Below are 25964 nucleotides of genomic sequence, written 5' to 3'. Positions count from 1 at the left end.
TCAAAGGGAGTGATCGTGCACCGCCACCACAACGGCCTCAAGACGGCCGCCCTGCTGGGTCTGCTCACCGGCCTCATCCTGGCCGTGGGTTACTGGCTCGGAGGCAGCGGCGGCCTGATCATCGCAGCGTTGTTCGCCCTGGGAACGAACGCTGTCAGCTACTTCTTCTCCGACCGGATCGCTCTGCGGGCGATGGGCGCCCGGCCGGTCAGCGAGCCGGAGTTCCCGGAGCTCTATCAGATGGTCCGGGAGCTGGCGGCCGACGCCGGCCAGCCCATGCCGCGCCTGTACGTCTCGCCGGCGATGCAGCCCAACGCGTTCGCGACGGGTCGTGACCCTGAGCACGCCGCGGTCGCGGTGACCGTGGGCATCACCCGCATCCTCACCCTGCGTGAGCTGCGCGGTGTGATCGGCCACGAGCTGTCCCACGTCTACAACCGGGACATCCTCATCTCCAGCGTGGCGGCCGGTCTGGCCGGCATGGTCACGATGCTCGCCCAGCTGGCCTTCTTCCTGCCGTTCCTCGGCGGCTCGGACGACGAGGACAGCCCCAACCCTGCCGGGCTGCTGCTCATGCTCGTCCTCGGCCCGCTGGCCGCGTCGATCATCCAGCTGGCGATCAGCCGCAACCGGGAGTTCGAGGCGGACGCTTCCGGCGCCGCGCTGACCCGTGACCCGCTTGCGCTGGCAAGTGCCCTGGAGAAAATCCATTACGGTACGCAGCGCGCGCCGCTGCCCGCCGAGGGCCGGCTGGCGAGCACCGCGCACCTGATGATCGCCAACCCGCTCCGGGGCGGCGGTCTCGCCGGACTGTTCTCCACGCACCCGCCGATGGCCGAGCGCATCCAGCGCCTGCACCAGCAGGCGGCCCTGATCCGGCGGTGAGCCCCGCCATATTTCAGGCGCGTTAACGGACCTCCGGCGTTAGCCTCGGGAGACGTTTCACTCGTTACCGACCACCGCCGGAGGTTCGTCCCGTGACCGCGTTGCGTCAGTACCTTGGCGTGTGGCAACTGCCGGGCGGCCGGGTTCTCCTCGTCATCGGCGTCCTCGCCCGGCTCGGCATCGGGATGACCCCGCTCGCCCTGCTGCTGCTGGTCGAGCAGGCCACCGGGCGATACGCGGCGGCCGGCCTGGCCGGCGGCGTCTACGCCCTGGCCGGCGCGGCCCTGAGCCCGGTCGCCGGGCGCCTGGCCGACCGGATCGGCGCGGCACCCATCCTGGTCGTCACGGCGGTGCTGCACCCGCTCGCGCTGGGCGCCCTGCTGCTGGCCAGCCGGGGTGGCGCGGATGCTCTGGGCTGGATGTTCGCCGCCAGTGCGGTGGCCGGCGCCACCTATCCTCCGCTGTCCGCGGCGATCCGCCGTGCCTGGACCGACATGACCTCGGTCGGCAGCGGCCGGCACGATCTACGCCAGGCTGCGATGGCCGCCGAGACGTCCCTGTTCGAGCTGGTGTTCGTGCTCGGCCCGATGCTGGTGGCGGCTTTCCTGGTGCTGACCGGCGAGCCCGGCTCGGCCCTGGCCAGCGCCGCCGTCGCGACCCTGGCCGGGACCCTGTGGATCGCCCGGCTGCCGGTGATGCGGCGCGGCGGCGCGCATCACGCCGAGCACACCACCAAGGGGCTGGGCCCGCTGCGGGTCGGCGGCTTCCCGCCGCTGCTGGTCTGTGTGGCCGCGCTCGGCGTCGCGTTCGGCGCGGCCGGGGTCATCGTCCCGGCGTACGCGTCGCAGCACGGCGGCGGTGAGGCCCTCGGCGGGGTGCTTCTCGGCGTGTGGGGTGTCGGCAGCGCGATCGGCGGCATCTGGTTCGGCACCCGGCGCCCGGCGATGGCCCTGCCCCGGCAGTTCGCCTGGCTGCTGGCCGCGGTCTCGATGAGCTTCCTGGTGCTGGCCTTCATGCCGGAGCCGCTCTATCTCGGTGTCGCGCTGGTCGTCGGCGGCGCCACCATCGCGCCCGCACTGACGGTGGAGAACAACCTGGTCGGCCGGATCGCGCCGGCCGGCATGCTGAACGAGGCGTACACCTGGATCGTCACCGTCTCGGTCGGCGGCAGCGCGGCCGGCGGCGCGCTGGCCGGCGTGATCGTCGACCAGCCCGGCGGCCTGCCGTGGTCGTTCGCCTTCGCGGCCGCGGTGCTGCTGGTGGCGGCCGCCGTGGCAGCGGTCCCGGACGGGTCGATGGCGCGGGCTGACCGGCTCGCCGCCGCTTCCCAGGTAGCCTGACGGGGCCACCGGATGGTGACGATCGCACACGGCCGATCCGGCATCGGCGACGGCGGGGCTGACTTGTACCGGATGTCGTAGGGAACTGGTTATGACTGCTCAGAATCGCGTACCGCTCTCCGTCCTGGACCTGGCCACGGTCCGCGAGGGGCACGGCAGCGCCGACGCCCTCCGCGGCACCGTCGAGATCGCCCGGGCCGCCGACGAGCTGGGATACGCCCGATTCTGGGTCGCCGAGCACCACAACATGCCGGCCGTCGCGTCCACCTCGCCGCCGGTCCTGATCGGGGCCGTCGCCGCGAACACGCGCCGCATCCGGGTCGGCTCCGGCGGTGTGATGCTGCCGAACCACATGCCGTTCGTGGTGGCCGAGCAGTTCGCCCTGCTCGAAGCGCTCTATCCGGAGCGGATCGACCTGGGCATCGGCCGCGCGCCGGGCACCGACCAGGCGACCGCGGCCGCGCTGCGCGGCGTCTCGCCGTACCTGACCGTCGAGCAGTTCCCGGAGCACCTGCAGACCCTGCTCGGCCTGCTCAGCGACGCCCCGTCGTCGTTGCGGGCCACCCCGGCGCCGGAGACGTACCCCGAGGTGTGGATGCTCGGCTCGTCGACCTACGGCGCGCAAGTCGCGGCGGCCCTGGGCCTGCCGTTCTGCTACGCGTACCACTTCGCCATGAGTTCTGATGTGGACGGTGCGCTGCGCCTGTACCGGGAAGGCTTCCAGCCCTCACCGGCGCATCAGCGGCCGCACGTCATGGTCAGCGCCTCGGTGATCGCCGCGGAGACCACCGAGGAGGCGCAGTACCTCGCCGGGCCCAGCCGCATCATGGCGCTCAGCCTGCGCACCGGCCGGCTCGGCCCGATCGTCTCGCCGGAGACGGCCGCCCAGGTGGAGTTGTCCGAGTTGGACCGGGCGATGCTCGGCTCGCTGCCCGGCACCCAATACGCGGGCACCGCCGAGGAGGTCGTCGCCGGCCTGGACGAACTGGTCGAGCGGACCGGCGCCGACGAACTGATCCTGGCCGGAGCGGTCTACGACCCGGCCACCCGCCTCGACAGCCTGGCCCGGATCGCCAAGGCCTGGGGGTTGTGATCGGGTGGTTCCGACGTCCTGGCAGCTGACCACCGACCTGGAGCGCTTCGCGGCGGCCACGGAGGAATTCCTGCGATCCGAGCCGGTCCGGCACACCGTCTTCCTCACGGTGATCGGCACCTTACGGCGGCGAGGATCTGCGGCGTACGGGCCGGACGTCCCGTTCTTCGGCTGGTGGACCACCCCCGCCGGCCAGGTCGGCGGGGTGCTCGTGCAGAGCGCGCCCTACCCGGTGATGTTCTCCGCGATGCCATCCGAGGCCGTCCCGGCCGCCGTCGAGGCTCTCGCCGACCGGTCGGTGACCACCGTCAACCTGCTCGCCGGTGACGTCGACGGCTTCACCGGCCGCCGGCGGGACCGGACCGGCGGCACCGCCCGAATCCGGATGCGCACCCGGCTCTTCCGGCTGGACCGGCTGGTCCCGCCGGTGCCCGCGCCGCCCGGTCGCGCCCGGCCCGCCACCGTGCATGACCGCCCCCTGCTGCTCGACTGGTTCCGGGCCTTCCACGACCTGATCGGCGAGCAGCCACCGGACCTCGGGTCCAAGGTCGACGACCATCTCCGGGCCGGCGGGATAACCCTCTGGGAGGACGGCGGAGTCCCGGTCGCGATGGCGGCCCGATCCCGTCCCGAGGCTGGGATGGTCCGCGTGCAGACCGTTTACACCCCGCCCGAGCTGCGGCGGCGCGGCTATGCGGCCGGCGCCACCACGGCGGTCACCCGGGCCGCCCTGGACGACGGCGCGACCGACGTGGTCCTCTTCACCGACCTCGACAACCCGACCAGCAACGCGCTGTACGAGCGGCTGGGCTACCGGCCGATCGAAGACCGAGCAACGGTGGAGTTCGATGACTGACGGAGTCGTCCTGTCCCTGAACGTCGGCGCGGCCGAGGACAACCCGGCCAAGCGGGCGCCGTCCACGGGCATCGGCAAACGACCGGTCACCCACGCGGTGGCGGTGCGCGCGCCCGGCCCGAAGACCACCGGACTGCACAGCGGGCTGGTCGGCGACTTCATCGGCGACGTCGCGCACCACGGTGGCGACGACCAGGCGGTGTACGCCTACGCGACCGAGGACTACGCCTGGTGGGCCACCGAGCTGGGCCGCGACGACCTGGTGCCCGGCCTGTTCGGCGAGAACCTCACCACCGAGGGCGTCGACGTGGGCGGCGCGGTCATCGGCGAGCTCTGGCACGTCGGCGACGAGCTGGTTCTGCAGCCGACGTTCGGCCGGATCCCGTGCTCCACGTTCCAGCACCGGATGGGGGAGCGGCGCTGGATCAAGCGGTTCGCCGAGGCCAACCGCAGCGGCGCCTATCTGCGCGTGGTGACGCCGGGCGAGGTGCGGGCGGGCGACCGGATCAGGGTGACCGGCCGTCCCGCCCACGGGCTGAGCATCAACGAGGCGTTCGGGATCTACATGCACGACCCGGCGCGACTGTCCCGCCTGCTGGTCGCCGACGCCCTGCCCGGCGGCATGCACGAGGAGATCTCGAAGCGCCTCTCACCGGCATCGCCATAGGGTCGGCAGCACGGCCCGCTCGACCGTCGCCGACATGCTCAGGTTGCTGCCGGCCACGATCCGCGCGTCCGAGCTGACCACGGACACCAGGAACCCGTCGTCGTCGTTGCGCGGCTTCGTCGGCAGGTTCAACACCTCCTTGCCGACGAAGATCCGGGCCTGCCGGTCCATGTGACCGGCGCCGGCCCCGTTCCAGCCGGGGAGCTGCGCCATCCCGTGTCCCTCGTCGCTGACCATCTGCCAGACGTCGCTGCGTGGGTCGTACCGATAGAGAACCGGTCCACCCTCTGACCTGACCGGCGGGGAGGCGGAGTTGACGTGCAGCACGCCGTAGACCCAGCCGTGATGGAAGCCACTCGGCTCGAATCTCTGGTCCCGACCGGGCTCGGCCTGCGGCGCGGTGATCGGCTCCACGGTGCCGTCCGGGTGCCAGAGATGCGGCTCCTCATAGGACCTCGCAGTGGCGAGCGAGAGCAGGACGGTGCCGTCCGGGGCGATGTCCCAGACCCGCCCGGCGGACGCGTCCTCAGGCAACGTCATCAGCTCCGGCTCGGCTTCCGGTGACGACCACCGCTGAGGCACGGCCCGGCCGCCCTTCTCGTGGTTCCCGGCCACGTTCCCGGCGTCGTTGATCGCGACGGCGAGTCCGTCGCCCTTCATCCGGCTGACCTTCTTGTCCCGGTAGAAGTACGGGAGGGCGGGGTACCCGTCGGTGCCGCCCACCGCGACGCCCGCACCGTTGATGTCCCACATCACCGGCGGCTTGTCGGCCGGCGCGAGGTTGGCCACCAGCTTCCCGTCCCGCCACACCATGACGGTGTTGCGTCCCTGGAACATCGGATCGCCCATGCCCACCAGCCAGGTGCCGGTCCGGTCACCGCCGCGGACCTCGGCCGACCTCTCGCCGCCCATCGGCAGCGTGGAGACCACGCATGAGGACGGCACCACCGGGTCCGGAGGCAGCGTCGGCAACGCCTTCTGATCCGGGTCGGCGAAACTGAGCACCCCGCCGGCGGTGGCGGCCGCGATCACCGCACCCACACCGGCACCTGCCGTCCACATGCGCCACCGGCGGCCCCGCCGCCCGTCCCGCATGGCCTTGGCGACGTCGATCCGGATCGGCCCCTCGGGCTCGGTGTCCAGCGGCCGCAGCAGCAGCGGGCCGAGTTCCTCGTCGTTCATCGGGTGCCCCCTTCGCTACCACTGGGAATCCGATCGCCGAGAAGCCGGCGGAGCGCGTTGAGCCCGTGCGAGGTCTGGCTCTTCACGGTGCCTTCGGAACAGCCGAGGATGTCGGCCACCTCGGCGACCGACTTGTCGCAGAGGAATCGCAGCACCAGCACCGCCTGCTGCCGTGGCGGCACCTTGCGCAGCGCCGCCCGCACCACCGTGCGGTCCTCGAAGCCGGTGCTCTCCGGCGCGGGCCGTTCCGGTGCCGAGGCGAACAATCCCACCCGCCACCAGCCGCGGCGCTTCTCGTCCAGGAACGCCCGGACGATCATCGTGTGCACGTAGGCGTCCAGGTTGTCCACCCGCTCGATCCGCGTCCAGCGCGCGTACAGCTTGGTGATCGTCTCCTGCACCAGGTCGTCCGCCTGATGCACGTCGCCGCTCAGCAGATAGGCGAACCGCCGAAGCGCCTTCACCCGGCCGTTGACATATGCCAGGTATTGCTCGTCCGAGCTGTCATCCATCCCCGCTCCCGTCCGATCGTCTGTAGGTAGACGGCAGGTCGCGCCGCGGGGTTGTATCTCTCCGGGTGCTCGCCCCTCCGATGCCTTGTCCGTCAGCTGGTCAGGCCGGCCAGGGCGGCGGCCAGACCGAGCGCCGCGCAGACGCCGAGGACGCGGAGCACCGACCACCGCAACCGGAAGATCAGCACAGCGGCGATCACCGCGATCGCCATCGGCACCGGCCGCACCGAACCGAGAACCGGGATCTCGAGATGCAACGGGCCGGTGGTGATCGTGCGCTGGGTGGCGAAGAGGGTGTGCACGGCGAAGTAGAGACCCAGGTTGGCGATGACGCCGACCACGGACGCCGTGATGCCGGTCAACGCCGCCGACAGCGCCCGGTTGCCGCGCAGCCCCTCGACGTACGGCGCGCCGAGCAGGATGAACAGGAAGCACGGCACGAAGGTGACCCAGGTGGTCAGCAGCGACGCGACCAGGCCGGCGACCCACGGGTCCAGGCTGCCCGGCTGGTGATAGGCGCCGAGGAACGCGACGAACTGCACCACCATGATCAGCGGCCCGGGGGTGGACTCGGCGAGGGCCAGACCACGGACCATGTCGCCGGCCGACAGCCAGCCGTAATGCTCGACGGCTCGCTGCGCGACGAAGGCCAGCACGGCGTAGGCACCGCCGAAGGTCACCACCGCCGTCCCGGAGAAGAACAGACCCTGCTGGCTGAGGACACTGCCGACGCCGGTCAGCGCCACCACGATCGCGATCGGCGCGAACCACACCACCAGACCGATGACGAGGATCTTCACCGCCCGGGGCATCGACGGCTGGTCGTGGTGCAGAGCGTCGTCGGAGATCAGGGGTGCCGGGCCGTCCTTCGCCCCGCCGTGCCCGCCGGCGGTCTCGATCAGCGCCGGCCGCCACCGGTGCAACGCCCAGCCCGCCACCGCCGCCGCGGCGATGACGATCGGGAACGGAACAGCGAAGACCGCCAGCGCGACGAACGCGACCGCGGCGAACCCGATCAGGACCGGATTGGTCAGCGCCCGGCTGCCCACCCGCCACACGGCCTGCACGACGACGGCGACGACCGCCGGCGCCAGACCGGCGAACAGGCCGGTCACCACGGTCGTGTCACCGAATCCGACGTAGACGGCCGAGAGCGCCAGCAGCGCCACCACACCCGGCAGGACGAACAGCGTTCCGGCGACCAGGCCTCCGCGCAGGCCGTTGAGCAGCCAGCCGACATAGATCGCCAGCTGCTGCGCCTCCGGGCCGGGCAGCAGCATGCAGTAGTTGAGCGCGTGCAGGAACCGTTGCTGCCCGATCCACCGCCGCTCGTCGACCAGATGGCGTTGCATGACCGCGATCTGCCCGGCCGGCCCGCCGAACGTCTGCAACGAGATCAGGAACCAGGCCTTGACCGCCTGCCGGAACGGCACCACGTCGCGCTGCGGCGTCACCTCGGTCATGCCGGCGGCCGATCGAGCAGCAGGGCCCGGCGGTGGTACTCGTACAGGCCGTCGAAGAGCGGCGCGGTCAACTCCAGCACCCGGTCGTCGTCGCAGATCAGCGACAGCCCGCGGAGCAGCACATCAAGACCGGGGGCCTCCGGAGCGTCGTACCGCTCGTCCTCGATGTCCGCCTCGTGCACGATCTCGGCGATGCGCCACAGGACCGGGTCGGCCAGGTCGTACCGCCGCAGAATGGTCTCGAACGTGCAGTCACCCCCGTGATGCCCGAGATCGACCCCGCGCATGTCGAACGGCGTCGCATCCGGCGCCGACGCCGGATCCCCGGCGAAGACGAACTCCGCCTCAGCGTCCACGTGCCGCCGGATCAGCCAGGCGCACGCGGCCCGGTCGATATGCACCCCCGGCCGGGTAACCCACCTCATGCTGTCTCCCCATCGATGCGCAACCCAGGCCTCATGCCGTGCGGTCCCGGCACAGTTTCGCGGATGCCCGTGTCGCCCGCGTTGCCCGCGTCGCCGCCGTCGCCGGCCAGTGACTCGACCGCGATCCGCGCGGCGTCCCGCTCCGGCGGCGGAAAGAAGTCCCGCCGCCCGATCCGCCGCAGCTCCCCACGAAGCCGGCGCAGCACCCGGGCACGTTCCCCCGGCGCCACAGACCCGGCCTCCTCGATGACCGCCTGATACTCGGCCGCCCGAGCAGCCCGCATCCCCTCAGCGATCACCCGCTCCTGCGCGGCACTCGCCGGCTGCGCCAGCCACACGGTGCAGGTCCCCCCGGCAGCCAGCACATCGTCGGCGATCCAGTCGAACTGCTCCCGCGTCCGCGCGTCGGCCGGAAGCCCCACCACCCCGTCACCGAGCCGGGCGACCCCGAGCCGCTCAAGCTTGCGCCACACCGCGATCCGCGGTCCCGACGGCTCCCGCGGCATCCGATACACCAGCATCACCCAGGACCCGGCCTCGTTCACGCAGGCAATGTAACCGCGGTTACACCAAGCATGCAACCGGCCGCTGTCGACGGGTTCAAGGCATCGGCACCGCAGGGAAACGCCTGCTCACGCCGGCGGCGCACCCATCAGCGACGAACGAGAGACCGCGTGTCGAGTTCGAACCGGAACGGACGCTCGGAGGTCAGGCTCCCGCCGGTCTTCACGACGGTTTCCTCGACGTAGTGCCGGCCGTCGAGGCGGTTGAGCCGCAGCGTCAGCGAATCCGGCGCTTCGTGCTCGGCCAGCAGATAACACCCGATGCCGGCGGCAGCATAGAGCTGCATCTTGAGCACACGGTCCATGGCAGCGTTGCTCGGCGAAACGATCTCACCGATCAGAAGCACCCGGGAAGCGTCCGCCGTGACGGCCTCCTCGTCCACATCCACCACGACCAGATCGGGAATCACGATGCGGTCGGTGTGCAACCGAACGTTGATCGCCTCGTACACGAAGAGCCCGGCCGGCGCGGCGCCTTCCTCCAGCGCGTTCGCCAGACGGCGGGGCTCACCACCAGGCTCCCATCGATCAGCTCGATCCGGTCCGTCGTCTCGCCGAGCGCGAAATACTCGTCCTCGGTCCATGGGCCGACATGGTCAACCACTCCCGCGCTCATCGACGACGTCACCCCCAACGGCTCCCAAGAGACATGCCCTCCCCGCTCACGGTACGACACCTCAGGCGGCATGGCGTCCATGCAGAGCGGCAGATCAGCCCTACCGGCTGGGCGCGGTCTCACCGTGGCCCGCCGTGCCCGCATCGACTCGCGATTGCTCGGATGGCGCCACCCGGACGATGGTTCCGCCAATGCCTGGCCGAGGCGTCGGCCATGCCAACCGAATGCCACACGGCGTAAGCGGAACCCGCCGTCATGCCGCGCTCTACCTACTTACTGACTCCCTCTCCCGGGTCGCTTCCACCGGTACGCAGGACGAGGTTCCTGGAATGCGACGAGAACGGCCCCGAGCCGTGTTTCCGCTGGCCTCGGGGCCGTTCTGTCTGCCTGTGGCGGGTAGAGGATTCGAACCTCTGTAGCTTTCGCGACGGGATTTACAGTCCGTCGATCATCTTGCCTATGACCAGGTGAAACAGGCCTAAGGGACGGTGCGGCGACACGGATGCGACAACAGGCCCCCTGCACGCGGCTGCCATTCGGGTGACCAGCAGAGCGCTGAAACAGGGGGCGTCCCTGGCTGTCCCCCTAGTTTTCGCTGCTCAGCGTACCAGGGGGACAGGAGGGACACGTGGGACAGCGGGGACAGGGGCTGTCAGTTTGGGAACCGTACAAGATCCCGTGGTCCGCTGTGCTAGGGCGACCTAGACGCCACGTCGAGCGGCCTGGAGCGTCCTCAAGCGGCACCGCTTAATGGCACGCCAATGGCACGCACGTGGCTAGTCCGTATCGGGGTTCCGTCCGGCAGCGGGCCTGGGTCGCTCTGAAGAAGCTGGCTTAGCTGCTACGTGGTGTGGGGCGAGGGCACCAGCGACGAGATGTGCCTGGGCATCCTGGTCCTGGAACCCACCGCCGGATAGCGGCCGTCCGTCCGGCCGAGGGGCGGCGATGCGGGACCCTCGGCCGTTGAATTGTTCGTTTGACTGGCGGCAGGAAGTGCTGTCCGTCAGAACAACATGTGACAGGAACCCGGAGAGCCGAGGCCGTGCCCACGCTGCACGGCTGTCAGATCTGGGCGGCGGTCATCTGTGCCGTCCTCGCCACGGGGTCTTCCTCCCTATTGATGAGTGGCGGATCGACAGCGCTGGTCTACACCGAATTCGATGAGCTTTTCGGCTGAGACCATGACGTTCAGTTCTCGGGAGGAAGCATGGACCAGTCAGAGGATTCCCCGGACACGAATGCCTCGTCCTGGCGAACTCCCACGGCCGGGGAAAAGAAAATCTTCCTCTGGCTGGCGGGCGTGCTCGGAGCACTTTCCGCGATAGCTCAGTTCCTGGGCACATTCATCGACAACGGGCTGATTCTGTTTGCGGTCTGCCTCGCCCTGACCTGTCTCTTCGTCGGCGCGGTGATGGCCTTCCGGCGGGTGCGGCGAGCAGCCGTCTGGACGGTGGCGCTTCTCGTCGCCGTCGCAGCGGGTGGCGCCGCGGGTTATGCGATGGGCCGCAGCGGAGGAGGAGGGGGAGGTCAGGCTGGCGATCCGACACCGTCGGCCGGACCTGTCAGGTCCCCGGCGGTCACCTCCTCCGGCGGGCATTCGCAGGGAATCAGCAGTCCGGACGTCGTGACCACGCACGACGTGGCTTTCGCCTTGTCGGCCGAGCCGGCGGGGAGCCGTGCCGTGGCGGTGAACGTGACTAAACTTCGCAACCCGACGCCCGCTCACGCCTTCTGGTTGGTCCTTGAGATTCACGGAGTGAACGGTCATAGCGAGTTCTATCCGAGCAAAGACCTCACGGTGGTACCGGAGAAGTATCGATACTCCATCACGTTGCCGGACGATGCCGGTGTCAAATATCGGCGAACGGGCCGCGTGTATGAGGTGGACGAGGCGACCGCGAAACGCATGACGGCAAGCAAGGAGGAGGGAAGGGTCATTCCGCTCGATGAACTGCTGAAACCGCCTTGTGACGACTGTTCCGTGTCGGACGAGGTCGAGTTTCCGTTCACCGAGTGAATCGGGCACTGATGTATCGCGCGGCCGGGACCAGGGCCCCGGCAAAGTCATGACGGTGTCCGACTTGAGTGGATCAAGGTAGAAGCGCCTCGGTTGGCGGTGGCAAGACGAGCATGACCGGTTCAGAAGATCATCAAGTTTCCTACGCCACGATGATCTATCCGAAGTGAGTCATGCCCGCACTGCCATCTGAGCTACACCGCCGCGCCAGGCTCTAGTCCATCGCCAGGCAGGGCGGGAACGAACCCGGTAGAGCACCGGCAGCACCGCGATGGGATCGCCCACGGCCGCGGCGCCGTCCATCAGCAGCGTCGGCTCGGCGAACGCCTCCCGCCGCGCCGCTACTACCCGCGGCAGCCGGTAACGCGGATGCCGATAGCCGGCCAGCCAGCGCACGTTACGCACCGCTACCAGCTCAGGCGCACCGACCAGCCGGTACTCCCATCCGACAAGCTCACAGGCCCGACCGGTGGGGCGAACGCCGCGGCGTCACGCGGCTTGATCCGATCGGCCGGGCGGCAGTCCACGACCATGGCGCGGCCGTCGACCAGCCGCGCGAAGTAGTCCGGCGCATGCGAACGCCGCCGGCCGGAGACCTCGTCGTCCCAGAACAGCGAGAACGGCTGCGAGGCGATCCCGACCACGGCTGGGTCAAAGTCCAGCAGCATCAAGTGATCGCGCTCCAGCCACGACTCGTAGCCGACGTGGCCGCCGACCGTCGAGGACCACCACAGGCCCGGGAAGTTGCGCTGCCGCTTGTACGACGGAAACCCGCGCACCGGCCTAACCTGCTCAAACCGCACCCCAACCGAGTCGGCCAAGCAAGCGCGAACCTCGGTTCCCCCGGAGGCCACGAACGCCACTTCGAACTCTGCCGTCAACGCCACACTCAAGGCCGGAACCGCATGCAGCATCCGGGCAAAGTACCGGAGATGCCCTTTGGGCGTCAGGCCAGCGAGGCACGGTCTGAGGTGCGTTCCAGCGGTGACGATGAAGCCTTCTACCCGTCCGCGTGGTTCTCCGTGATCCAAGGCAAGCCTGCTATGGGTACGTCTTCAAGACTTCGCGGATCGATACTCCAGAATCCGGCGAGTGTGAGCACGGTTTCTTCATCCGGCCAGGGGTCGGTGTCCTCGTCATCTTCCGACTCCGGCCATCCTTCGTCCGGAATATAACCGACGCCCAGCGCCTGTTCCTCGGGTGTGCGCTCACCGATCTGGAAGAGCGCTTCGTCGTGGCCGCTGAGGTATCCGAATGCCCGCTCGACGACGCCGCCGCTCGCCCGGCCCCACGCGTGGTAATCCACGACGCGGTTCGTCCCGAAGTATTGGACTTGTCCGAGTGACGTGCTTAGGGCTGCCAGCCACGACCCGAACCGGCTGTCATCTGGAGTCGGCATGCTCCTTGAGGCCGCGAGGGTCCACCCATCGATAGGCGGTGTCAACATCCACTGACCGGCGTAGGCGGCGGTCACCGCGTCTTGCCAAGGCACCCTTGAAAGTCGACCGAGGCCCAACGTCCCGGCTACAGCCTCGGCACTCTGGGAACGCACCGCAAGCCACTCGATCTTGTACCCGAACCCTGCGCCCGTTTCCATCATTCCGGAGGCTATACCGCGGCGGATCACGGAGTTGCCGTGCCCAGGGCCATCTGGCGAGCGCCAACCCGCGCCGTTAAGCCGCATGTCCCCATGCCGGCTGTTACTCGGCAAGTGCCACACCCACCTCGAAAGGTGCCAGCCAGGTGCCAATCGGGCCGGAAGGTGCCACGTCGCGGCGGACGGGACATCAGCTGCCTGAATGCGGGACGTCGTTGCACCTCGCTTCGAATACCTGCGCGGTGATGGCCAAGTTTTTCCGGGGTTTCAGCAGCTCAACCCGGTTGGCGGGTACGAGGGGACGGGGACGCCAACAACAGTCGGCCCGTCGCCGCGTGGAGATGGCCGGCGAGGGCGAGGCCGGGCCTTAGATCGAACCCAAGCTGTCCGCTCGGAACCGTACGAGGGCCCGGTCGTGATCACCCTAGCGGGCAGCTCAGAGAGAGATCGAGTGGCCTGGAGTGGCCTGGAGTGACCTCACATGGCCAGCCGTAATGGCCCGGATCTTGAGCAAGCCCTAGCGACCTTTGCCGGGCTGTCGGGGACACCCCCTCACAGTCGCTGTCCCCCTCGTTTTCGCGGGTCAATACCAGTTGGGGGACAGCGGGGACACCGGGGACACCGGAGACAGCGTCACGCCGATTCCATCGGAGGCGCGACGACATCGTGACCGTTCAGGTCAGTGACCGTTGCCTTCGGAACCCTCGGTTAGCTCGGGCCGGTGAGTGCGGATCCACTCCTCGACATCCTCGGCTAGCCAGATTCGGCCCATCCCCAACTCGTATACCGGGTCTGGAAAGCCCTTGGCGTTGATCAGCATGGCAGTGTGCTGGCGCGAGTAGCCCAGCCGAGAGCGGATCTCCTGCTGCCCCATCAGTCGGGGAAGCTTCTGCCGGTCTGCCATGGCTCGGACGCTATGTGCCATGTACTTGGCACACAGGCCAGGGCATTGGCCGACAGCCACCGGTCGAAGCTGGTCGTCGCTCAACGGGAAGGTGTCGCGTTCGACGAGACGTGCGGCCTCCCCGAACCGATGGCCCGCGCCCGCAACGCCCGTTCGTGGTACGACCACGCGATCGCCTACGTCGACGTCAAGTGGCCGCGTGCCTCGGCCAAGCACCGCAAGGGCATCGCCGAGGCACTGGCCACCGTCACCCCGGCGCTGCTGTCGACCAGCAGGGGAGTGCCGAGCGACAAGGCCATCCGCGCCGCCCTCTACGGCTGGTCGTTCAACAAGACCCGGCGAGACGCCGGAGACCCGCCGGCCGAACTGGCGACCGCCGTCCGGTGGCTGGAGACGAACACGGTCGACCTGTCCGCCCTGACCGACGCTGCCCTGATCAGGAAGGCTCTCGACACCATCGCGCTCCGCATGAAAGACGGCGGCGCGGCTTCTGCGAGCACCATCGCTCGGAAGCGCGCGATCTTCTCCGGCGCCCTCAAGTACGCGGTCGAGCTGCGGCTACTGGAGGTCCACCCGCTGTCGCTGGTGAGTTGGATCGCCCCGAAGCATGACGACGAGGTCGACCGCAAGGCTGTAGTCAACCCGGCGCAAGCTCGCGCGCTGCTCGCCGCCGTCCGCGATCGCACGCCTGAGCTGGTCGCCTTCTTCGGGTGCATGTACTACGCCGCGCTGCGGCCCGAGGAAGTGCTGAACCTCCGGGAAGACGAGTACGAGCGGCCCAAGGCCAAGGGCGGGTGGGGCGTCCTCCATCTCACCGGCTCGACCGTCGCGGTCGGACACGGATGGGGCGACGAAGACGGCACGATCGAGCGACGCGGACTCAAGCACCGGGCGAAGAGCGCGACACGCCCGGTGCCCGCGCCGCCGCCGCTCTGCGGCCTGCTCGACCACCACATCGCCGAGTACAAGCCCGCGCCCGACGGCAGGCTGTTCGTCACCCGGCGCGGCCCCGGCGGTCGCTACGTGCCGACGCTCGGCCAGCCCATCCCGGGCAACTCCTACGGCAAGGCGTGGCGCGACGCCCGCGAGGCCGCCCTCACGCCCGCGCAGCTCCGGTCCCCGCTGGCGAAACGCTCCTACGACCTGCGGCACGCTGCCGTGTCGCTCTGGCTTAACGCAGGCGTTCCTGCGACACAGGTCGCCGAGTGGGCAGGGCACAGCGTCCACGTCCTCATGCGGGTGTACGCGAAGTGCATCTACGGCCAGGACGAGGCGTCCCGCCAGAGGGTCGAGGCTGCCCTCGGAATGGCGGAGAGGCCCACTCAGGACGCCGCCTGATCGCCGACACGTATACGACACGACCAGTGAGATCGAGCAGTCCCGAGTGAGACCCAGTGGGACCAACGAAAGAAGCCCCTCTCTGCTGTTTCAGCAGGTGAGGGGCTTCTTTGTGCCTGTGGTGGCGGGTAGAGGATTCGAACCTCTGTAGCTTTCGCGACGGATTTACAGTCCGCTCCCATTGGCCGCTCGGGCAACCCGCCTGGGCAACCACCGCAGTCTCCCGCGGCAGCGGACATCAGAATAGCCGTACCGCGGGACGTATCCGCAACCGGGTACGGTCGGCATGTCGCGGGGTTTCCGAGTCCCGCCGCGAGACATCGACACACGCCCAGCCGCAGGAGTTTGATCATGGCAGCCAGCCCGTCGTTCGACATCGTCAGCAAGGTCGACCGGCAGGAGGTCGACAATGCTTTCCATCAGGCGGAGAAGGAGCTCGGGACCCGGTTCGACTTCCGGGGTACGGGCACGGTGCTCGCCAGGTCGGGGGAGTCGTTCACGATCACCTCGGAGACCGAGGAGCGGGCCAGCGCCGCGCTCGACGTCTTCAAGGAGAAGCTGGTGAAGCGGAACATCTCGCTGAAGGCGCTGGATGCCGGCGAGCCGCGGCAGTCCGGCAAGACGTACAAGATTGATTGCAAGGTTGTCGAGGGCATCGAGACCGACAAGGCGAAGGTGATCAGCAAGAAGATCCGCGACGAGGGCCCGAAGGGTGTGCAGGCGCAGATCCAGGGTGACCAGCTGCGGGTCACCGGCAAGAAGCGCGACGACCTGCAGGCTGTGATCGCCCTGCTGAAGCAGGAGGATTTCGGCGTCGCGCTGCAGTTCACCAACTACCGGTAAGGCCGGCGGACGTGATCGACCCGGTGGTGGACGAGGCCTGGCTGCGGGCGCGGGGCGGCGACGTCGTGCCGGCTGACGTCCGGTGGTACCTGGACGGCCGGTCGGGCCGCGCGGCGTACGAGATCGGTCATCTGCCCGGCGCGGTTTTCGTCGATCTGGACACCGTGCTGGCCCGTCCGGCGTCGCCGGCCGAGGGCCGGCATCCGCTGCCGGATCCGGAGATCTTCGCGGCTGCGCTGGGGGCTTCGGGGATCGGCGACGACAACCCCGTGATTGCGTACGACGACGCGGGTGGCGTGGTGGCCGCCAGGCTGGTCTGGCTGCTCCGGTCGATCGGGCATGACGCCGCGCTGCTGGACGGTGGTCTGACTGCCTGGACCGGCGAGCTGACCACCGAGGTGCCGGCCCGGCCGCAGGCTCGTTTCACCGCGCGCGCGTGGCCGCGCGACCGGCTCGCCTCCCTGGAGGAGACGGTGGACGGCTCGGGTGTGGTGCTGGACGCCCGTGATCGCGAACGGTTCCGTGGTGACGCCGAGCCGGTCGATCCGCGGGCCGGCCACATTCCGGGCGCCCGGAACCTGCCGTGCCGGGAGAACGTGGCGGCTGACGGCAGGTTCCTGCCGGTGGAGCAGTTGCGGGAGCGGTTCGCCGGGGTGGGCGCCGACGGGACGGGTGACGTCATCTCCTACTGCGGTTCCGGGGTGACCGCCTGCCACAATTTGATCGCTCTGGAGCACGCCGGCCTGGGTGCCGGCCGGCTTTATGCGGGTTCGTGGTCGCAGTACAGCCACACCGACCGTCCCGCGGCGACCGGGGACTGATCGTTCACGGCCGCGCCTGGTCGTCCAGCCAGCGCTGGTGTGCCTCCCAGGCGGCCTGCTTGGTGGTGCCCAGCGCGGCTCCGATCAGGGTCCAGGACGCGCCGGAGGCTCGTGCCGCCCGCACCATGGCCTGCCGGCCGTACCCTGCCTTGCGTATCAGGACTTCGCTGAGCGCCAGCATCTCGAGGGCTTCGTCCTTGGTCAGGGCGGGTTCGTCGAGCCCCGGATGGACGGTGGCGTACGCGTCTCGCAGCCGCAATTCGTCGTAACGCTGGGTGGCGGTGGTGAGGGTGTGCGCTTTTTCCAGCTCGTCGGGCGTCACCATGACTCCCAGCGTCACGTCAGGTCGCCTTGACGTCAAGTCGCCCTGACGGTCGCGCGTGAACGACACTCACTTCTTCGCCTAAATCGCCCAGAAAGCTGTCAATCCTTCAGCGCGGACGCCGAGGGCCTACTCAGCCGTTCGGCCAGGATTTGCCCAACCGTCGCCACGACCCGCCGGTGAACACTCCCTGTCGCACAACCCGTGTGGCACCATCATGAGACCGTCGTCGAACCGACTTTCCGCCAAAGGGAGCAAACATGTTTGCGAGAAAGCTCAGTGGTCTCGCGGGCCTGGTTGTCGCGCTCACCGTGGTCTTTGGCATCGGGGCCGGGAGCGCCAGTGCCGCCGAGGCTCCACGCGACGCCCACGCCGCAGCCGCCGCCACGCTGACCTACGACTGGAGCTGACTTCTCGTTCCACGCTGATCGCGCCGAGCGGAGTCGCCTCGACTGGAAAGGTTCGCGATGGCCAAGCCTGCGCCGGGGCAGGGTAACAGCGCGCAACGGGCTTGGTTGATCACCTATCCGCTGGCCCTTTTCGCTCTCCTCTGCACCGCGGGCTTCTGGGTCGCCGATCCGTATTGGTATAAGCACTGGGCTCTCGCCCTGCTTTTCTTCGGCGTTTACCTTCTGGCCTACCGCAGCGGCTTCAGCATCGTCATCCGGCGGAGTTCACTCAGCGTCGCGATGACCGACGTTCCGCTCGTCCTGGTCCTTTTCTATCTGCCGCCGGTGGCGGCCATTCTGGTGGTCTGCGGCGCCGTTCTGCTGGATCAGATCCGGCAGGGCACGTCGCCGACCAAACAGTGGTTCAACATCTCCAAGTCGGCGACCGGGATCTGCGCGGCGCTGCTTCTGATGATCCCGTTCCGCCCGCTCGAGGGGGCGGATCCCGCCGTCTGGGCCGTGCTGGCCGCCGCCACCGGGATCAACGCGCTGGTCGAGGTGCTCAGCTTCGCGGGCGTGATCAGCCTCGTGCAGGGCTTGTCGTCCGGCCAGGAGGCGTTGCGGCGCGGGCTCTCGGCGACCGGCATCACCGGCATCAACACGGTCATCGGGCTGGTCTTCCTGGTAGCTCTCGAAGCGACCCGATGGTCCGCCCTCCTGCTGCTGGTCCTGGTCGGCGCGCTGTTCTTGATCCTCCGGTCGTACTCGGAGTTCTTCCGCCGGCACCGCACCCTGGCCGACGTCTACGAGCTGACCCAGGCGATCCGCGAGGAGGGCGCCGCGAGCGGTCTGCCCGACGTGCTGCTGGGCCGGGTCCGCGCGCTGATGCAGTCGGAGTTCGCCACGCTCTGGCTGGCGCCGCAGGGCCGGCATCCCGAGGTCCTGCTGACCGCGCAGGTCGAGCACCGGGGCCTGCTCGACGTCTCGCCCATCCCGGAGGAGGTCCGTCAGCGGGCGATCGAGCGGCAGGCCACCCTCGGGGTCGGCGCCCTCTTCCCGGAGACCGAGGCGCTCCGCACCGAGTTGAGGTCGGTCAAGGTCAAGGACGCGATCCTGATCCCGCTGCGGTCCGGCAAGGCGACGATCGGCACCCTGGAGGTGGCGAACCGCTTCGGCGACAACCGCACGTTCCGTGAGGCCGACGTCCAGGTGCTGGAGACCATCGCCGCGCACGCCGCGGTCGCGGTGGAGAACTCCCGCCTGGTCGACCGCCTGCGGTACGACGCGTACCACGACCGGCTCACCGGCTTGCCCAACCGCCGGCGGGTGACCGACGCGCTCGGCGAGTCGGTCACGGTCCGGGCCGAGAGCGAAGTCGTGGCGATCATGCTGTTCGACGTCGACGGCCAGCGGAACGTCAACGAGTCGATGGGCCACGCGGCCGGCGACAAGTTGCTCGTCGAGGTGGCCCAGCGGCTGCGGGGCTTCGCAGACTCGGGCGCCCTGGTCGGCCGGATCGGCGGCGACGAGTTCGTGGTCACGCTGCGCGCCGAGAGCATCGAGGCGACCATCGAGATCGCCACCCGGATGCGGGAGCGCCTGCGCGGCCCGATGGCCGTCGGCTCGCTCACCCTGGACGTGGACACCGCGGTCGGTGTGTCGGTCTATCCCGACCACGGCAGTGACCCGGATACGCTGCTCCAGCGGGCCGAGCTGGCCGCCAACGCCGCCAAGGTCCTGCCGTACGGCGTCCAGCCGTTCCACCCGGCGCTGGAGTCGCGGGCGGTGCGCCGCCTGGGCATCGCGGCGGACCTGCGGCGGGCCCTCGACAACGATCAGCTGGAGGTCTACTTCCAGCCCAAGGTGACGCTCGCCGACCGGCACGTGGTGGGCGTCGAGTGCCTGGCCCGCTGGGTGCACCCGGCGCACGGCGAGGTCGCCCCGGAGGACTTCGTGGCGGTGGCCGAGCACACCGGCCAGCTCGCCCGGCTCACCGAGGTGGTGCTCACCGCCGGCCTGCGCCGTTGCCGGGACTGGACAGCCGCGGACCGGCCGCTCTCGATCGCGGTCAACCTCTCCGCGCGGACCCTGCTCGACTCCCGGTTCCCGGACCTGGTGGAGGAGTTGCTGGCCGAACACCGGGTCGCGCCGGGGCATCTCACCTTCGAGATCTCCGAGCCGGGCATGCTCAACGACATCGAACGCGTCCTGCCCTCGCTCTACCGGTTGCGGGACCTCGGCGTCCGGCTCAGCGTCGACGACTTCGGCACCGGCGCCTCCTCCTTGGCCTACCTGCGGCAGTGGCCGGTCCACGAGGTGAAGATCGACGACAGCTTCGTCCAGGGGATGGCGACCGACTCCGGCGACCACGCGATCGTCCGGGCCGTGATCGGGCTCTCTCGTGAGTTCGGGCTCACCGTGGTGGCCGAGGGGGTGGAGAGCGAGCTCACCCTCGAGCTGCTGGAGGAGATGGGCTGCGAGATCGGTCAGGGCTACCTGTTCAGCCGCCCGCTGCCGCACGAGCGGCTGGAGGCCTGGCTGAGCGCGCAGACCGAGCCGGAGTCGACCCCCACCGGCGAGGTCAGAAGGCTCCGAGCAGTTATCTGACCTGGGGTCGCGGGTGAATGGGGGTACTGATTTCACGCCCGCCCGGGGGCCGTGTAGTCTTACTTCTGCAGCGAGCGAGAGATCGCAAGCGCAAGCCCCCTTAGCTCAGTCGGCAGAGCGTCTCCATGGTAAGGAGAAGGTCTACGGTTCGATTCCGTAAGGGGGCTCTACCGGGTTCGTTCCCGCCCTGCCTGGCGATGGACTAGAGCCTGGCGCGGCGGTGTAGCTCAGATGGCAGAGCAAACGGCTCATAATCGTTGTGTCGCCGGTTCAAGTCCGGCCACCGCTACTTTTCCGTGGGCCCCACCCGGGGACCCACTTTGCAGAATGACGACTCCAGCGTCTACGCTGGTGCGTCGTCAAGTGAAACCCCGTTAGCAGGAAGGCACCCCGCCGTGGCCAAGGCGACCGACGTCCGTCCGAAGATCACCCTGGCGTGTACGGAGTGCAAGGACCGGAACTACATCACCAAGAAGAACCGGCGTAACGACCCCGACCGGATCGAGCTGAAGAAGTTCTGCCCGCGCGACGGGAAGCACACCCTGCACCGCGAGACCCGCTGAGCGCTCGCACCGCACACCCTCTTACCTGCGCCGTCCGGATCTGTCCGGGCGGCGCAGTGTCATGTCCGGCCGAGTAGTTTGTGGACATGCCCATGGACCAGTCCTTCGTCGGCCGCAGCTGGCCGCCCACCGAGCCCTACGTCGTCGGCCGCGAGAAGATCCGGGAGTTCGCCCGGGCGATCGGCGCCACCGACGCGGAGTACCACGATCCGGAAGCGGCTCGGGCCCTCGGTTACCCGGACGTGGTGGCGCCGCCCACCTTCCCCGTGGCGATCACGATGGCCGCGAGCCGTCAGGTGATCAACGATCCGGGGCTCGGCATCGACTACAGCCGGGTGGTGCACGGCGACCAGAGGTTCGCGTACTCCCGGCCGGTCGTCGCCGGCGACACCCTGATCTGCGTCAACAGCGTCGACGAGATCACCAGCCGGGGCGGCCACGAGTTCATCACCACCCGGACCGAGGTGCGCACGGAGACCGGGGAGCCGGTCGTGACGGTCTGGTCCAAGCTGGTGCAGCGCGGAGAGGGGCACTGATGGGCGACGTCCTGGAGCCGCAGACCTTCCGGGTGACCCGGGCGGACCTGATCCGTTACGCGGGTGCCTCGGGCGACTTCAACCCGATCCACTGGAGCGACCGGACCGCCACGGGTGTCGGGCTGCCGGGCGTCATCGCGCACGGCATGTTCACGATGGCGCTGGTCGGCCGGGCGGTCACCACCTGGGCCGGCGCGGCGGACGCGGTCGTCGAGTTCAGCGTGCGGTTCAGCCGCCCGGTCCCGGTGCCGGACACCGACGAGGGCACCGAGGTGGTCGTCGCCGGCACGGTGAAGGAGATCACCGAGGACGGGCACACCCGGTTGAGCCTCACTGCCACGTGCAACGGCGACAAGGTACTGTCCATGGCGCAGGCGCTCATCAGAAAGCGGTAGGCCCGGGTTGGGAGAATGTCGGGCGTACCCGTACACTGGTGCGCCGTGGGGCACTGAGTCTTATAGGACTTGAGTCTTAAGGGACAAAGGCTCCGCGAAGGGGTGTAGCTCAATTGGCAGAGCAGCGGTCTCCAAAACCGCAGGCTGCAGGTTCAAGTCCTGTCACCCCTGCGCAATCCTCCTCGACGTGCCCGCCCGGTGCGCGGTCCGCACAACTTCCGCGTCCGGTCGAGCGCTGACGGGAACCTCAACAGCACCGACGACGGAAGTAGGGCGAAGTGGCCGAGAAGGACCGCCCCGGCGATGACCTCCCGGGCGACGACGAGCTGCGCGCCGACTCCGTCGCCGGCGATGACGTTCCGGACGACGACCTCGAGGACGCGGCGACCCGCGGCGGTGGCACCGCCGTGGCCGAGCGCACCGCGGACGAGGAGAGCCCCAAGAAGAAGTCGGGGCGGCGCGGCGGTCCGGTCGGTCGGCTCGGGGGCTTCTTCCGCGAGGTCATCAGCGAGCTGCGCAAGGTCATCTGGCCGACCCGGCGGGAGCTGCTGACCTACACCGGGGTCGTGATCGTCTTCGTGGTCATCATGACGTCCATCGTGGCCGGCCTGGACTACGGTCTGGGCAAGGCGATCCTCTGGGCGCTGGGCTAGTCATAACCTCGGCCCCGAACCGAAGAGACTTTTTCTGGAAGTGAGCGAGCGTGCCTGAGTACGACGACGAGACCGCGCAGCCTGCCGACGAGCAGGCGACGCCGGAGATCGACGAGTCGGAGGAGACGGTCGGCGAGCCGGCCGTGACCCAGGCGCCGGAGGTTGACGAGGACTACGACCCCGTCAAGGAGCTGCGTCAGAAGTTGCGGTACGCGCCCGGCGACTGGTACGTGGTGCACTCCTACGCGGGTTACGAGAACAAGGTCAAGACCAACCTCGAGACCCGGATCACGAGCCTCGACATGGAGGACTACATCTTCCAGGTCGAGGTGCCGACCCGCGAAGAGGTCGAGGTCAAGAACGGCAAGCGCAACCAGGTGCAGGCCAAGGTCTTCCCGGGTTACATCCTGGTCCGGATGGACCTGACCCCGGAGTCCTACTCCTGCGTGCGCAACACGCCTGGTGTGACCGGCTTCGTGGGCGCCACCGACCGGGTCGACCGGCCGGCGCCGCTCTCGCTCGACGAGGTGCTGAAGTGGCTGGCCCCGGCCGTGCAGGCCGAGGAGAAGAAGGCGAAGCCCGAGGTCAAGGTCCTCGACTTCGAGGTGGGCGACTCGGTCACGGTCACCGACGGCGCGTTCGCCTCGCTGCCCGCCTCGATCAGCGAGATCAACGCTGACCAGCAGAAGCTCAAGGTCCTGGTCTCCATCTTCGGCCGCGAGACGCCGGTCGAGCTGAACTTCAACCAGGTCACCAAGATCTGATCGCCGGCATCCCGGCGATCTGTGGGAGGGGCCGCAGCGACGGCCCCGCCATCAACCACGGGAGTAATGAGAAATGGCACAGCGCAGCAAGGGCTACCGCAAGGCAGCCGAGCAGATCGACGCCAACAAGCTCTACGAGCCCGCCGAGGCCGTGAAGCTGGCGAAGGAGACGAGCCCGACCAAGTTCGACGCCACTGTCGAGGTCGCGATGCGTCTCGGCGTCGACCCGCGGAAGGCCGACCAGATGGTCCGCGGCACCGTCAACCTGCCGCACGGCACCGGTAAGACCGCCCGCGTCATCGTCTTCGCCCAGGGCGCGAAGGCCGAGGAGGCCGTCGCGGCCGGCGCCGACGAGGTCGGCACCGACGAGCTCGTCGCCCGGATCCAGGGTGGCTGGCTGGACTTCGACGCCGCGATCGCGACGCCGGACCAGATGGCCAAGATCGGCCGGATCGCCCGGATCCTCGGCCCGCGTGGCCTCATGCCCAACCCGAAGACCGGCACCGTGACCATGGACGTCACCAAGGCGGTCAACGAGATCAAGGGCGGCAAGATCACGTTCCGGGTGGACAAGCACTCGAACCTGCACATGATCATCGGCAAGGCGTCCTTCACGCCGGACCAGCTGGTCGACAACTACGCCGCGGTTCTCGACGAGGTCCTCCGGGCCAAGCCGTCCGCCGCCAAGGGCAAGTACCTGAAGAAGGTCACCATCGCCACCACGATGGGCCCGGGCGTGCAGGTCGACCCGAACGTCGTGAAGAACTTCAAGGCGGAGGCTCAGGCCTGACGGCCTGAACTTCAGCAGCGATGAAGCCCCCGGGGAGATTTCCCCGGGGGCTTTCGCATGGCAGGCTACCGGCCGTGCGCTTCGAAGCGATCTGGTTCCGGTACGACCGCCGCGCCGACTGGACCCTGCGCGAGGTCGATGCCCTCGCCGAGCCCGGGCAGACGATCGTGGTTCTCGGCCCGAACGGCGCCGGCAAGTCCACGCTGCTCCAGGTGGCCGCCGGCATCCTCCGCCCGGGCCGGGGCGCGGTGCGGGACCGGCCGCCGGTCGTCGGCTGGGTGCCGGAGCGCTTCCCGGCCGCGCAGCCGTTCACCACGTTCGGCTACCTGCGCTCGATGGCCGCTCTCCGCGGTCTCGCGCCGGCACGCGCCGACCACTGGCTCGAACGTCTCGGCCTGGCCCGGCATGCGGACACCCCGCTCGGTGACCTCTCCAAGGGCACCGCGCAGAAGGTCGGCGTGGCCCAGGCCCTGCTCGCCCCGCCCGGCCTGCTGGTCCTCGACGAGCCCTGGGAAGGTCTCGACGCCGGCTCCCGCGGCCTGATCCCGGAGATCGTCGGCGAGGTGACCACCGCCGGGGGAGTGGTCATGGTCAGTGACCACCGCGGCGAGATCACCAACCTGCCCGGTGCCGTGCACTGGACCGTCGACGCCGGCCGGCTCACTGTCGAAACTCCTGCCCACCCCGACGTCGCTCCTTCCGGCACCGCCCATCCGAATTTCGCCCGTCCTGCCGGCGCGGGCTTCGTCGCTCCTGCGGGCTCCGTCGCCCCCGCCCGCCCGGCGGGCTCGGTCATGGCCTCCGCCGAGGCCGACGCGGACGCGGACGAGGTGATCGTGGAGGTCGCGGTGCGGCGGCACGAGGCCGAAGCGGAGGTGGTCCGGCTGCGTGCCTCAGGTCACCGAGTTCTGGGGGTACGCGAGAAGCCCGCACCCGCGAAGGAGGACCGATGATCGCCCTCACCCGGATGCGGATCGGCGGTTTCGTGCGCAGCGGCCGGGCCCTCGCGCCCCTGGTCGCCTTCCTGGTGGTCCTCGGCGTCCTGCACGGCGGCGGTGTCTCGCCGGCCGCCGCGGCATACGGCTATTCGGCCGTCGCGCTGTTCGCGGTGCTGGCCTGGCTCACCAAGCTGGTCCTGGACACCGAGCCTGACGTGCAGCGGGGTCTCGCCCGGCTGGCCGTCGGCCCGGTGCGGGAGGGCGCGGCGGGGCTGCTCGCCGCCGGCTTGCTCGGAGCCGGTGTATGCGTGCTGGCACTGATCGTTCCGATTGCGCTTCGAGCCGTGCACGGCCCCGGGCTCTCCGGCCTGCTGCTCGGTGTGTTCGCGCACCTGCTGGCGCTGCTGGGCGCCCTCGGTCTAGGTGCGCTCGCGGCCCGCCCGGTCACCCGTCGTGTGCTGCCCGGGGTGGCGGTGCTGGTCACCGGCTCGGTCCTGGCGATCGTGCTGGGCATGCAGGGCTCGATCGCGCCCTGGCTTGTGCCGCCGGTGATGGCGACCGCACGGGCGCTGACCCAGCGCAACGTGCCCGGCCCCGAGACACTGCTCCAGCTGAGCGCCTGGACCGTCCTGTGGTGCGCCGCCGCGCTCGCCCTCTACGCCCGCCTGCGCCGAAACCGCGCCTAGAAGCACACACGAGCCGATCCCGACCAGTTCAAGCGTGTGAAGTTGGGGTGCGTATCGCGCCGGAAGTTCACACGCGGGGTTGGGCTGAGCGGGGCACTGCAGTGTGTGAAGTTGGGGTGCGTATCGCGCCGGAAGTTCACACGCGGGGTTGGGCTGAGCGGGGCACTGCAGTGTGTGAAGTTGGGGTGCGTATCGCGCC

30 protein-coding genes and 5 tRNA genes are annotated in these 25964 nt (G+C 69.3%); 22 read left to right on the top strand and 13 right to left on the bottom strand.

Going from position 1 to position 25964, the window contains the following annotated elements; genetic code table 11:
• Positions 1-15: 15 nt before the first annotated feature.
• The 5 genes from htpX (at position 16) to AC0NH5_RS27055 (ending at position 4841) form a co-directional block, all read left to right on the top strand.
• A complete protein-coding gene (gene htpX / locus AC0NH5_RS27075; RefSeq protein ID WP_474409028.1) occupies positions 16-885 on the top strand; it encodes a zinc metalloprotease HtpX in 870 nt (289 codons plus the stop codon).
• Positions 886-977: 92 nt separating this feature from the next.
• Complete coding sequence (locus AC0NH5_RS27070) at positions 978-2225, top strand: MFS transporter (RefSeq protein WP_474409026.1); 1248 nt, start codon at positions 978-980, stop codon at positions 2223-2225.
• Positions 2226-2316: 91 nt separating this feature from the next.
• Positions 2317-3318 (top strand): LLM class flavin-dependent oxidoreductase, encoded by a 1002-nt coding sequence (locus tag AC0NH5_RS27065; RefSeq protein ID WP_474409023.1) that lies wholly within the window; start codon positions 2317-2319, stop codon positions 3316-3318.
• Between the two features lie 4 nt (positions 3319-3322).
• Positions 3323-4174 (top strand): GNAT family N-acetyltransferase, encoded by an 852-nt coding sequence (locus AC0NH5_RS27060; RefSeq protein WP_474409020.1) that lies wholly within the window; start codon positions 3323-3325, stop codon positions 4172-4174.
• Positions 4167-4841, top strand: a complete 675-nt coding sequence (locus tag AC0NH5_RS27055) for an MOSC domain-containing protein (protein ID WP_474409017.1) — start codon at positions 4167-4169, stop codon at positions 4839-4841. The genes AC0NH5_RS27060 and AC0NH5_RS27055 overlap by 8 nt, the downstream gene beginning before the upstream one ends.
• On the opposite strand, the gene AC0NH5_RS27050 is transcribed toward AC0NH5_RS27055, so the two are convergent.
• The 7 genes from AC0NH5_RS27050 to AC0NH5_RS27020 all read right to left on the bottom strand — a co-directional run bounded on the left by AC0NH5_RS27050 (position 4824) and on the right by AC0NH5_RS27020 (position 10081).
• Positions 4824-6023 carry a hypothetical protein gene (locus AC0NH5_RS27050; protein WP_474409015.1) on the bottom strand — a complete coding sequence of 400 codons (1200 nt, stop codon included), beginning with the start codon at positions 6021-6023 and terminating at the stop codon, positions 4824-4826. The genes AC0NH5_RS27055 and AC0NH5_RS27050 overlap by 18 nt on opposite strands.
• Positions 6020-6535: a SigE family RNA polymerase sigma factor gene (locus AC0NH5_RS27045; RefSeq protein WP_474409012.1), complete on the bottom strand. Its 516-nt coding sequence runs from the start codon at positions 6533-6535 to the stop codon at positions 6020-6022. Before AC0NH5_RS27045 ends, AC0NH5_RS27050 begins: the two co-directional genes overlap by 4 nt.
• A 92-nt stretch (positions 6536-6627) precedes the next feature.
• Positions 6628-7998: a chromate efflux transporter gene (gene chrA, locus AC0NH5_RS27040; protein ID WP_474409010.1), complete on the bottom strand. Its 1371-nt coding sequence runs from the start codon at positions 7996-7998 to the stop codon at positions 6628-6630.
• Positions 7995-8423, bottom strand: coding sequence for a chromate resistance protein ChrB domain-containing protein (locus AC0NH5_RS27035; RefSeq protein WP_474409007.1), 429 nt, complete (start codon positions 8421-8423; stop codon positions 7995-7997). The genes chrA and AC0NH5_RS27035 overlap by 4 nt, the downstream gene beginning before the upstream one ends.
• Entirely contained in the window at positions 8420-8968 is a 549-nt protein-coding gene (locus AC0NH5_RS27030) for a Chromate resistance protein ChrB (RefSeq protein ID WP_474409004.1), read from the bottom strand. Before AC0NH5_RS27030 ends, AC0NH5_RS27035 begins: the two co-directional genes overlap by 4 nt.
• 107 nt (positions 8969-9075) lie before the next feature.
• Positions 9076-9570: a Uma2 family endonuclease gene (locus tag AC0NH5_RS27025; protein ID WP_474409001.1), complete on the bottom strand. Its 495-nt coding sequence runs from the start codon at positions 9568-9570 to the stop codon at positions 9076-9078.
• A gap of 422 nt (positions 9571-9992) precedes the next feature.
• Positions 9993-10081: transfer RNA gene (locus AC0NH5_RS27020), tRNA-Tyr, on the bottom strand.
• A gap of 728 nt (positions 10082-10809) precedes the next feature.
• On the opposite strand from AC0NH5_RS27020, the gene AC0NH5_RS27015 reads away from it, so the two are divergent.
• Complete coding sequence (locus AC0NH5_RS27015) at positions 10810-11619, top strand: hypothetical protein (protein WP_474408999.1); 810 nt, start codon at positions 10810-10812, stop codon at positions 11617-11619.
• A gap of 171 nt (positions 11620-11790) precedes the next feature.
• Here the strand turns inward: AC0NH5_RS27015 and AC0NH5_RS27010 are convergent, their stop codons facing one another.
• The 4 genes from AC0NH5_RS27010 to AC0NH5_RS26995 form a co-directional block, all read right to left on the bottom strand.
• Positions 11791-12024, bottom strand: coding sequence for a hypothetical protein (locus tag AC0NH5_RS27010; RefSeq protein WP_474408997.1), 234 nt, complete (start codon positions 12022-12024; stop codon positions 11791-11793).
• A 2-nt stretch (positions 12025-12026) separates the two neighbouring features.
• A complete protein-coding gene (locus AC0NH5_RS27005; RefSeq protein ID WP_474408994.1) occupies positions 12027-12533 on the bottom strand; it encodes a TnsA-like heteromeric transposase endonuclease subunit in 507 nt (168 codons plus the stop codon).
• A gap of 86 nt (positions 12534-12619) precedes the next feature.
• Positions 12620-13246, bottom strand: coding sequence for a hypothetical protein (locus AC0NH5_RS27000; protein ID WP_474408992.1), 627 nt, complete (start codon positions 13244-13246; stop codon positions 12620-12622).
• Positions 13247-13895: 649 nt separating this feature from the next.
• Entirely contained in the window at positions 13896-14120 is a 225-nt protein-coding gene (locus tag AC0NH5_RS26995) for a helix-turn-helix transcriptional regulator (protein WP_474408990.1), read from the bottom strand.
• A 45-nt stretch (positions 14121-14165) separates the two neighbouring features.
• Here AC0NH5_RS26995 and AC0NH5_RS26990 point away from each other — a divergent pair, with 45 nt between their 5' ends.
• Positions 14166-15458 carry a tyrosine-type recombinase/integrase gene (locus tag AC0NH5_RS26990; RefSeq protein ID WP_474408988.1) on the top strand — a complete coding sequence of 431 codons (1293 nt, stop codon included), beginning with the start codon at positions 14166-14168 and terminating at the stop codon, positions 15456-15458.
• A gap of 119 nt (positions 15459-15577) precedes the next feature.
• Here the strand turns inward: AC0NH5_RS26990 and AC0NH5_RS26985 are convergent.
• Positions 15578-15661: transfer RNA gene (locus tag AC0NH5_RS26985), tRNA-Tyr, on the bottom strand.
• 148 nt (positions 15662-15809) lie between these two features.
• Here AC0NH5_RS26985 and AC0NH5_RS26980 point away from each other — a divergent pair.
• Together AC0NH5_RS26980 and AC0NH5_RS26975 are read left to right on the top strand one after the other, a co-directional pair.
• On the top strand, positions 15810-16301 hold the full coding sequence (locus AC0NH5_RS26980) for a YajQ family cyclic di-GMP-binding protein (protein WP_474408986.1): 492 nt from the start codon (positions 15810-15812) through the stop codon (positions 16299-16301).
• 11 nt (positions 16302-16312) lie between these two features.
• Complete coding sequence (locus tag AC0NH5_RS26975) at positions 16313-17122, top strand: sulfurtransferase (RefSeq protein WP_474408983.1); 810 nt, start codon at positions 16313-16315, stop codon at positions 17120-17122.
• Between the two features lie 4 nt (positions 17123-17126).
• Here the strand turns inward: AC0NH5_RS26975 and AC0NH5_RS26970 are convergent, their stop codons facing one another.
• Positions 17127-17462 carry a hypothetical protein gene (locus AC0NH5_RS26970; RefSeq protein WP_474408980.1) on the bottom strand — a complete coding sequence of 112 codons (336 nt, stop codon included), beginning with the start codon at positions 17460-17462 and terminating at the stop codon, positions 17127-17129.
• Between the two features lie 242 nt (positions 17463-17704).
• On the opposite strand from AC0NH5_RS26970, the gene AC0NH5_RS26965 reads away from it, so the two are divergent.
• From AC0NH5_RS26965 to AC0NH5_RS26905, 13 genes are all read left to right on the top strand, one after another.
• Complete coding sequence (locus tag AC0NH5_RS26965; RefSeq protein WP_474408977.1) at positions 17705-17854, top strand: hypothetical protein; 150 nt, start codon at positions 17705-17707, stop codon at positions 17852-17854.
• Positions 17855-17911: 57 nt separating this feature from the next.
• Positions 17912-20440, top strand: coding sequence for a putative bifunctional diguanylate cyclase/phosphodiesterase (locus tag AC0NH5_RS26960; RefSeq protein ID WP_474408975.1), 2529 nt, complete (start codon positions 17912-17914; stop codon positions 20438-20440).
• A gap of 94 nt (positions 20441-20534) precedes the next feature.
• Positions 20535-20607 (top strand) — tRNA-Thr (locus AC0NH5_RS26955).
• A gap of 49 nt (positions 20608-20656) precedes the next feature.
• Positions 20657-20729, top strand: a tRNA-Met gene (locus AC0NH5_RS26950).
• A gap of 106 nt (positions 20730-20835) precedes the next feature.
• The gene (gene rpmG / locus AC0NH5_RS26945; protein WP_014440704.1) at positions 20836-21003 is read left to right on the top strand and encodes a 50S ribosomal protein L33; all 168 of its coding nucleotides are present in this window, start codon (positions 20836-20838) and stop codon (positions 21001-21003) included.
• An 86-nt stretch (positions 21004-21089) separates the two neighbouring features.
• The gene (locus AC0NH5_RS26940; protein WP_474408971.1) at positions 21090-21539 is read left to right on the top strand and encodes an FAS1-like dehydratase domain-containing protein; all 450 of its coding nucleotides are present in this window, start codon (positions 21090-21092) and stop codon (positions 21537-21539) included.
• Positions 21539-21934 (top strand): MaoC family dehydratase, encoded by a 396-nt coding sequence (locus tag AC0NH5_RS26935; protein ID WP_474408968.1) that lies wholly within the window; start codon positions 21539-21541, stop codon positions 21932-21934. Before AC0NH5_RS26940 ends, AC0NH5_RS26935 begins: the two co-directional genes overlap by 1 nt.
• A 98-nt stretch (positions 21935-22032) precedes the next feature.
• Positions 22033-22105 (top strand) — tRNA-Trp (locus AC0NH5_RS26930).
• 107 nt (positions 22106-22212) lie between these two features.
• Positions 22213-22587, top strand: coding sequence for a preprotein translocase subunit SecE (gene secE / locus AC0NH5_RS26925; RefSeq protein WP_474408965.1), 375 nt, complete (start codon positions 22213-22215; stop codon positions 22585-22587).
• 50 nt (positions 22588-22637) lie between these two features.
• Complete coding sequence (gene nusG, locus AC0NH5_RS26920) at positions 22638-23351, top strand: transcription termination/antitermination protein NusG (RefSeq protein ID WP_474408963.1); 714 nt, start codon at positions 22638-22640, stop codon at positions 23349-23351.
• Positions 23352-23424: 73 nt separating this feature from the next.
• Positions 23425-24141: a 50S ribosomal protein L1 gene (rplA, locus tag AC0NH5_RS26915; RefSeq protein ID WP_474408961.1), complete on the top strand. Its 717-nt coding sequence runs from the start codon at positions 23425-23427 to the stop codon at positions 24139-24141.
• Positions 24142-24215: 74 nt separating this feature from the next.
• Positions 24216-25094 (top strand): ABC transporter ATP-binding protein, encoded by an 879-nt coding sequence (locus AC0NH5_RS26910; protein ID WP_474408959.1) that lies wholly within the window; start codon positions 24216-24218, stop codon positions 25092-25094.
• Positions 25091-25765 carry a hypothetical protein gene (locus tag AC0NH5_RS26905; RefSeq protein WP_474408957.1) on the top strand — a complete coding sequence of 225 codons (675 nt, stop codon included), beginning with the start codon at positions 25091-25093 and terminating at the stop codon, positions 25763-25765. Before AC0NH5_RS26910 ends, AC0NH5_RS26905 begins: the two co-directional genes overlap by 4 nt.
• Positions 25766-25964: the final 199 nt, after the last annotated feature.

The organism is Actinoplanes sp. 13 (assembly GCF_056134165.1).
Note: the sequence above shows the minus strand (reverse complement) of the source record. Positions and strands in the feature narration are given on the sequence as shown.

Bases quoted from the DNA above. Each gene is read 5' to 3' on its own strand.
- AC0NH5_RS26940 (WP_474408971.1), top strand. From the start codon at position 21,090: ATGCCCATGGACCAGTCCTTCGTCGGCCGCAGCTGGCCGCCCACCGAG.
- chrA (WP_474409010.1), bottom strand. From the start codon at position 7,998: ATGACCGAGGTGACGCCGCAGCGCGACGTGGTGCCGTTCCGGCAGGCG.
- AC0NH5_RS27045 (WP_474409012.1), bottom strand. From the start codon at position 6,535: ATGGATGACAGCTCGGACGAGCAATACCTGGCATATGTCAACGGCCGG.
- AC0NH5_RS26960 (WP_474408975.1), top strand. From the start codon at position 17,912: ATGGCCAAGCCTGCGCCGGGGCAGGGTAACAGCGCGCAACGGGCTTGG.
- AC0NH5_RS27065 (WP_474409023.1), top strand. From the start codon at position 2,317: ATGACTGCTCAGAATCGCGTACCGCTCTCCGTCCTGGACCTGGCCACG.
- AC0NH5_RS26995 (WP_474408990.1), bottom strand. From the start codon at position 14,120: ATGGCAGACCGGCAGAAGCTTCCCCGACTGATGGGGCAGCAGGAGATC.
- AC0NH5_RS26905 (WP_474408957.1), top strand. From the start codon at position 25,091: ATGATCGCCCTCACCCGGATGCGGATCGGCGGTTTCGTGCGCAGCGGC.
- AC0NH5_RS27050 (WP_474409015.1), bottom strand. From the start codon at position 6,023: ATGAACGACGAGGAACTCGGCCCGCTGCTGCTGCGGCCGCTGGACACC.
- AC0NH5_RS27055 (WP_474409017.1), top strand. From the start codon at position 4,167: ATGACTGACGGAGTCGTCCTGTCCCTGAACGTCGGCGCGGCCGAGGAC.
- AC0NH5_RS27035 (WP_474409007.1), bottom strand. From the start codon at position 8,423: ATGAGGTGGGTTACCCGGCCGGGGGTGCATATCGACCGGGCCGCGTGC.
- rplA (WP_474408961.1), top strand. From the start codon at position 23,425: ATGGCACAGCGCAGCAAGGGCTACCGCAAGGCAGCCGAGCAGATCGAC.
- AC0NH5_RS26980 (WP_474408986.1), top strand. From the start codon at position 15,810: ATGGCAGCCAGCCCGTCGTTCGACATCGTCAGCAAGGTCGACCGGCAG.
- AC0NH5_RS26965 (WP_474408977.1), top strand. From the start codon at position 17,705: ATGTTTGCGAGAAAGCTCAGTGGTCTCGCGGGCCTGGTTGTCGCGCTC.
- AC0NH5_RS26935 (WP_474408968.1), top strand. From the start codon at position 21,539: ATGGGCGACGTCCTGGAGCCGCAGACCTTCCGGGTGACCCGGGCGGAC.
- AC0NH5_RS27005 (WP_474408994.1), bottom strand. From the start codon at position 12,533: ATGCTGCATGCGGTTCCGGCCTTGAGTGTGGCGTTGACGGCAGAGTTC.
- AC0NH5_RS27025 (WP_474409001.1), bottom strand. From the start codon at position 9,570: ATGGACCGAGGACGAGTATTTCGCGCTCGGCGAGACGACGGACCGGAT.
- AC0NH5_RS27015 (WP_474408999.1), top strand. From the start codon at position 10,810: ATGGACCAGTCAGAGGATTCCCCGGACACGAATGCCTCGTCCTGGCGA.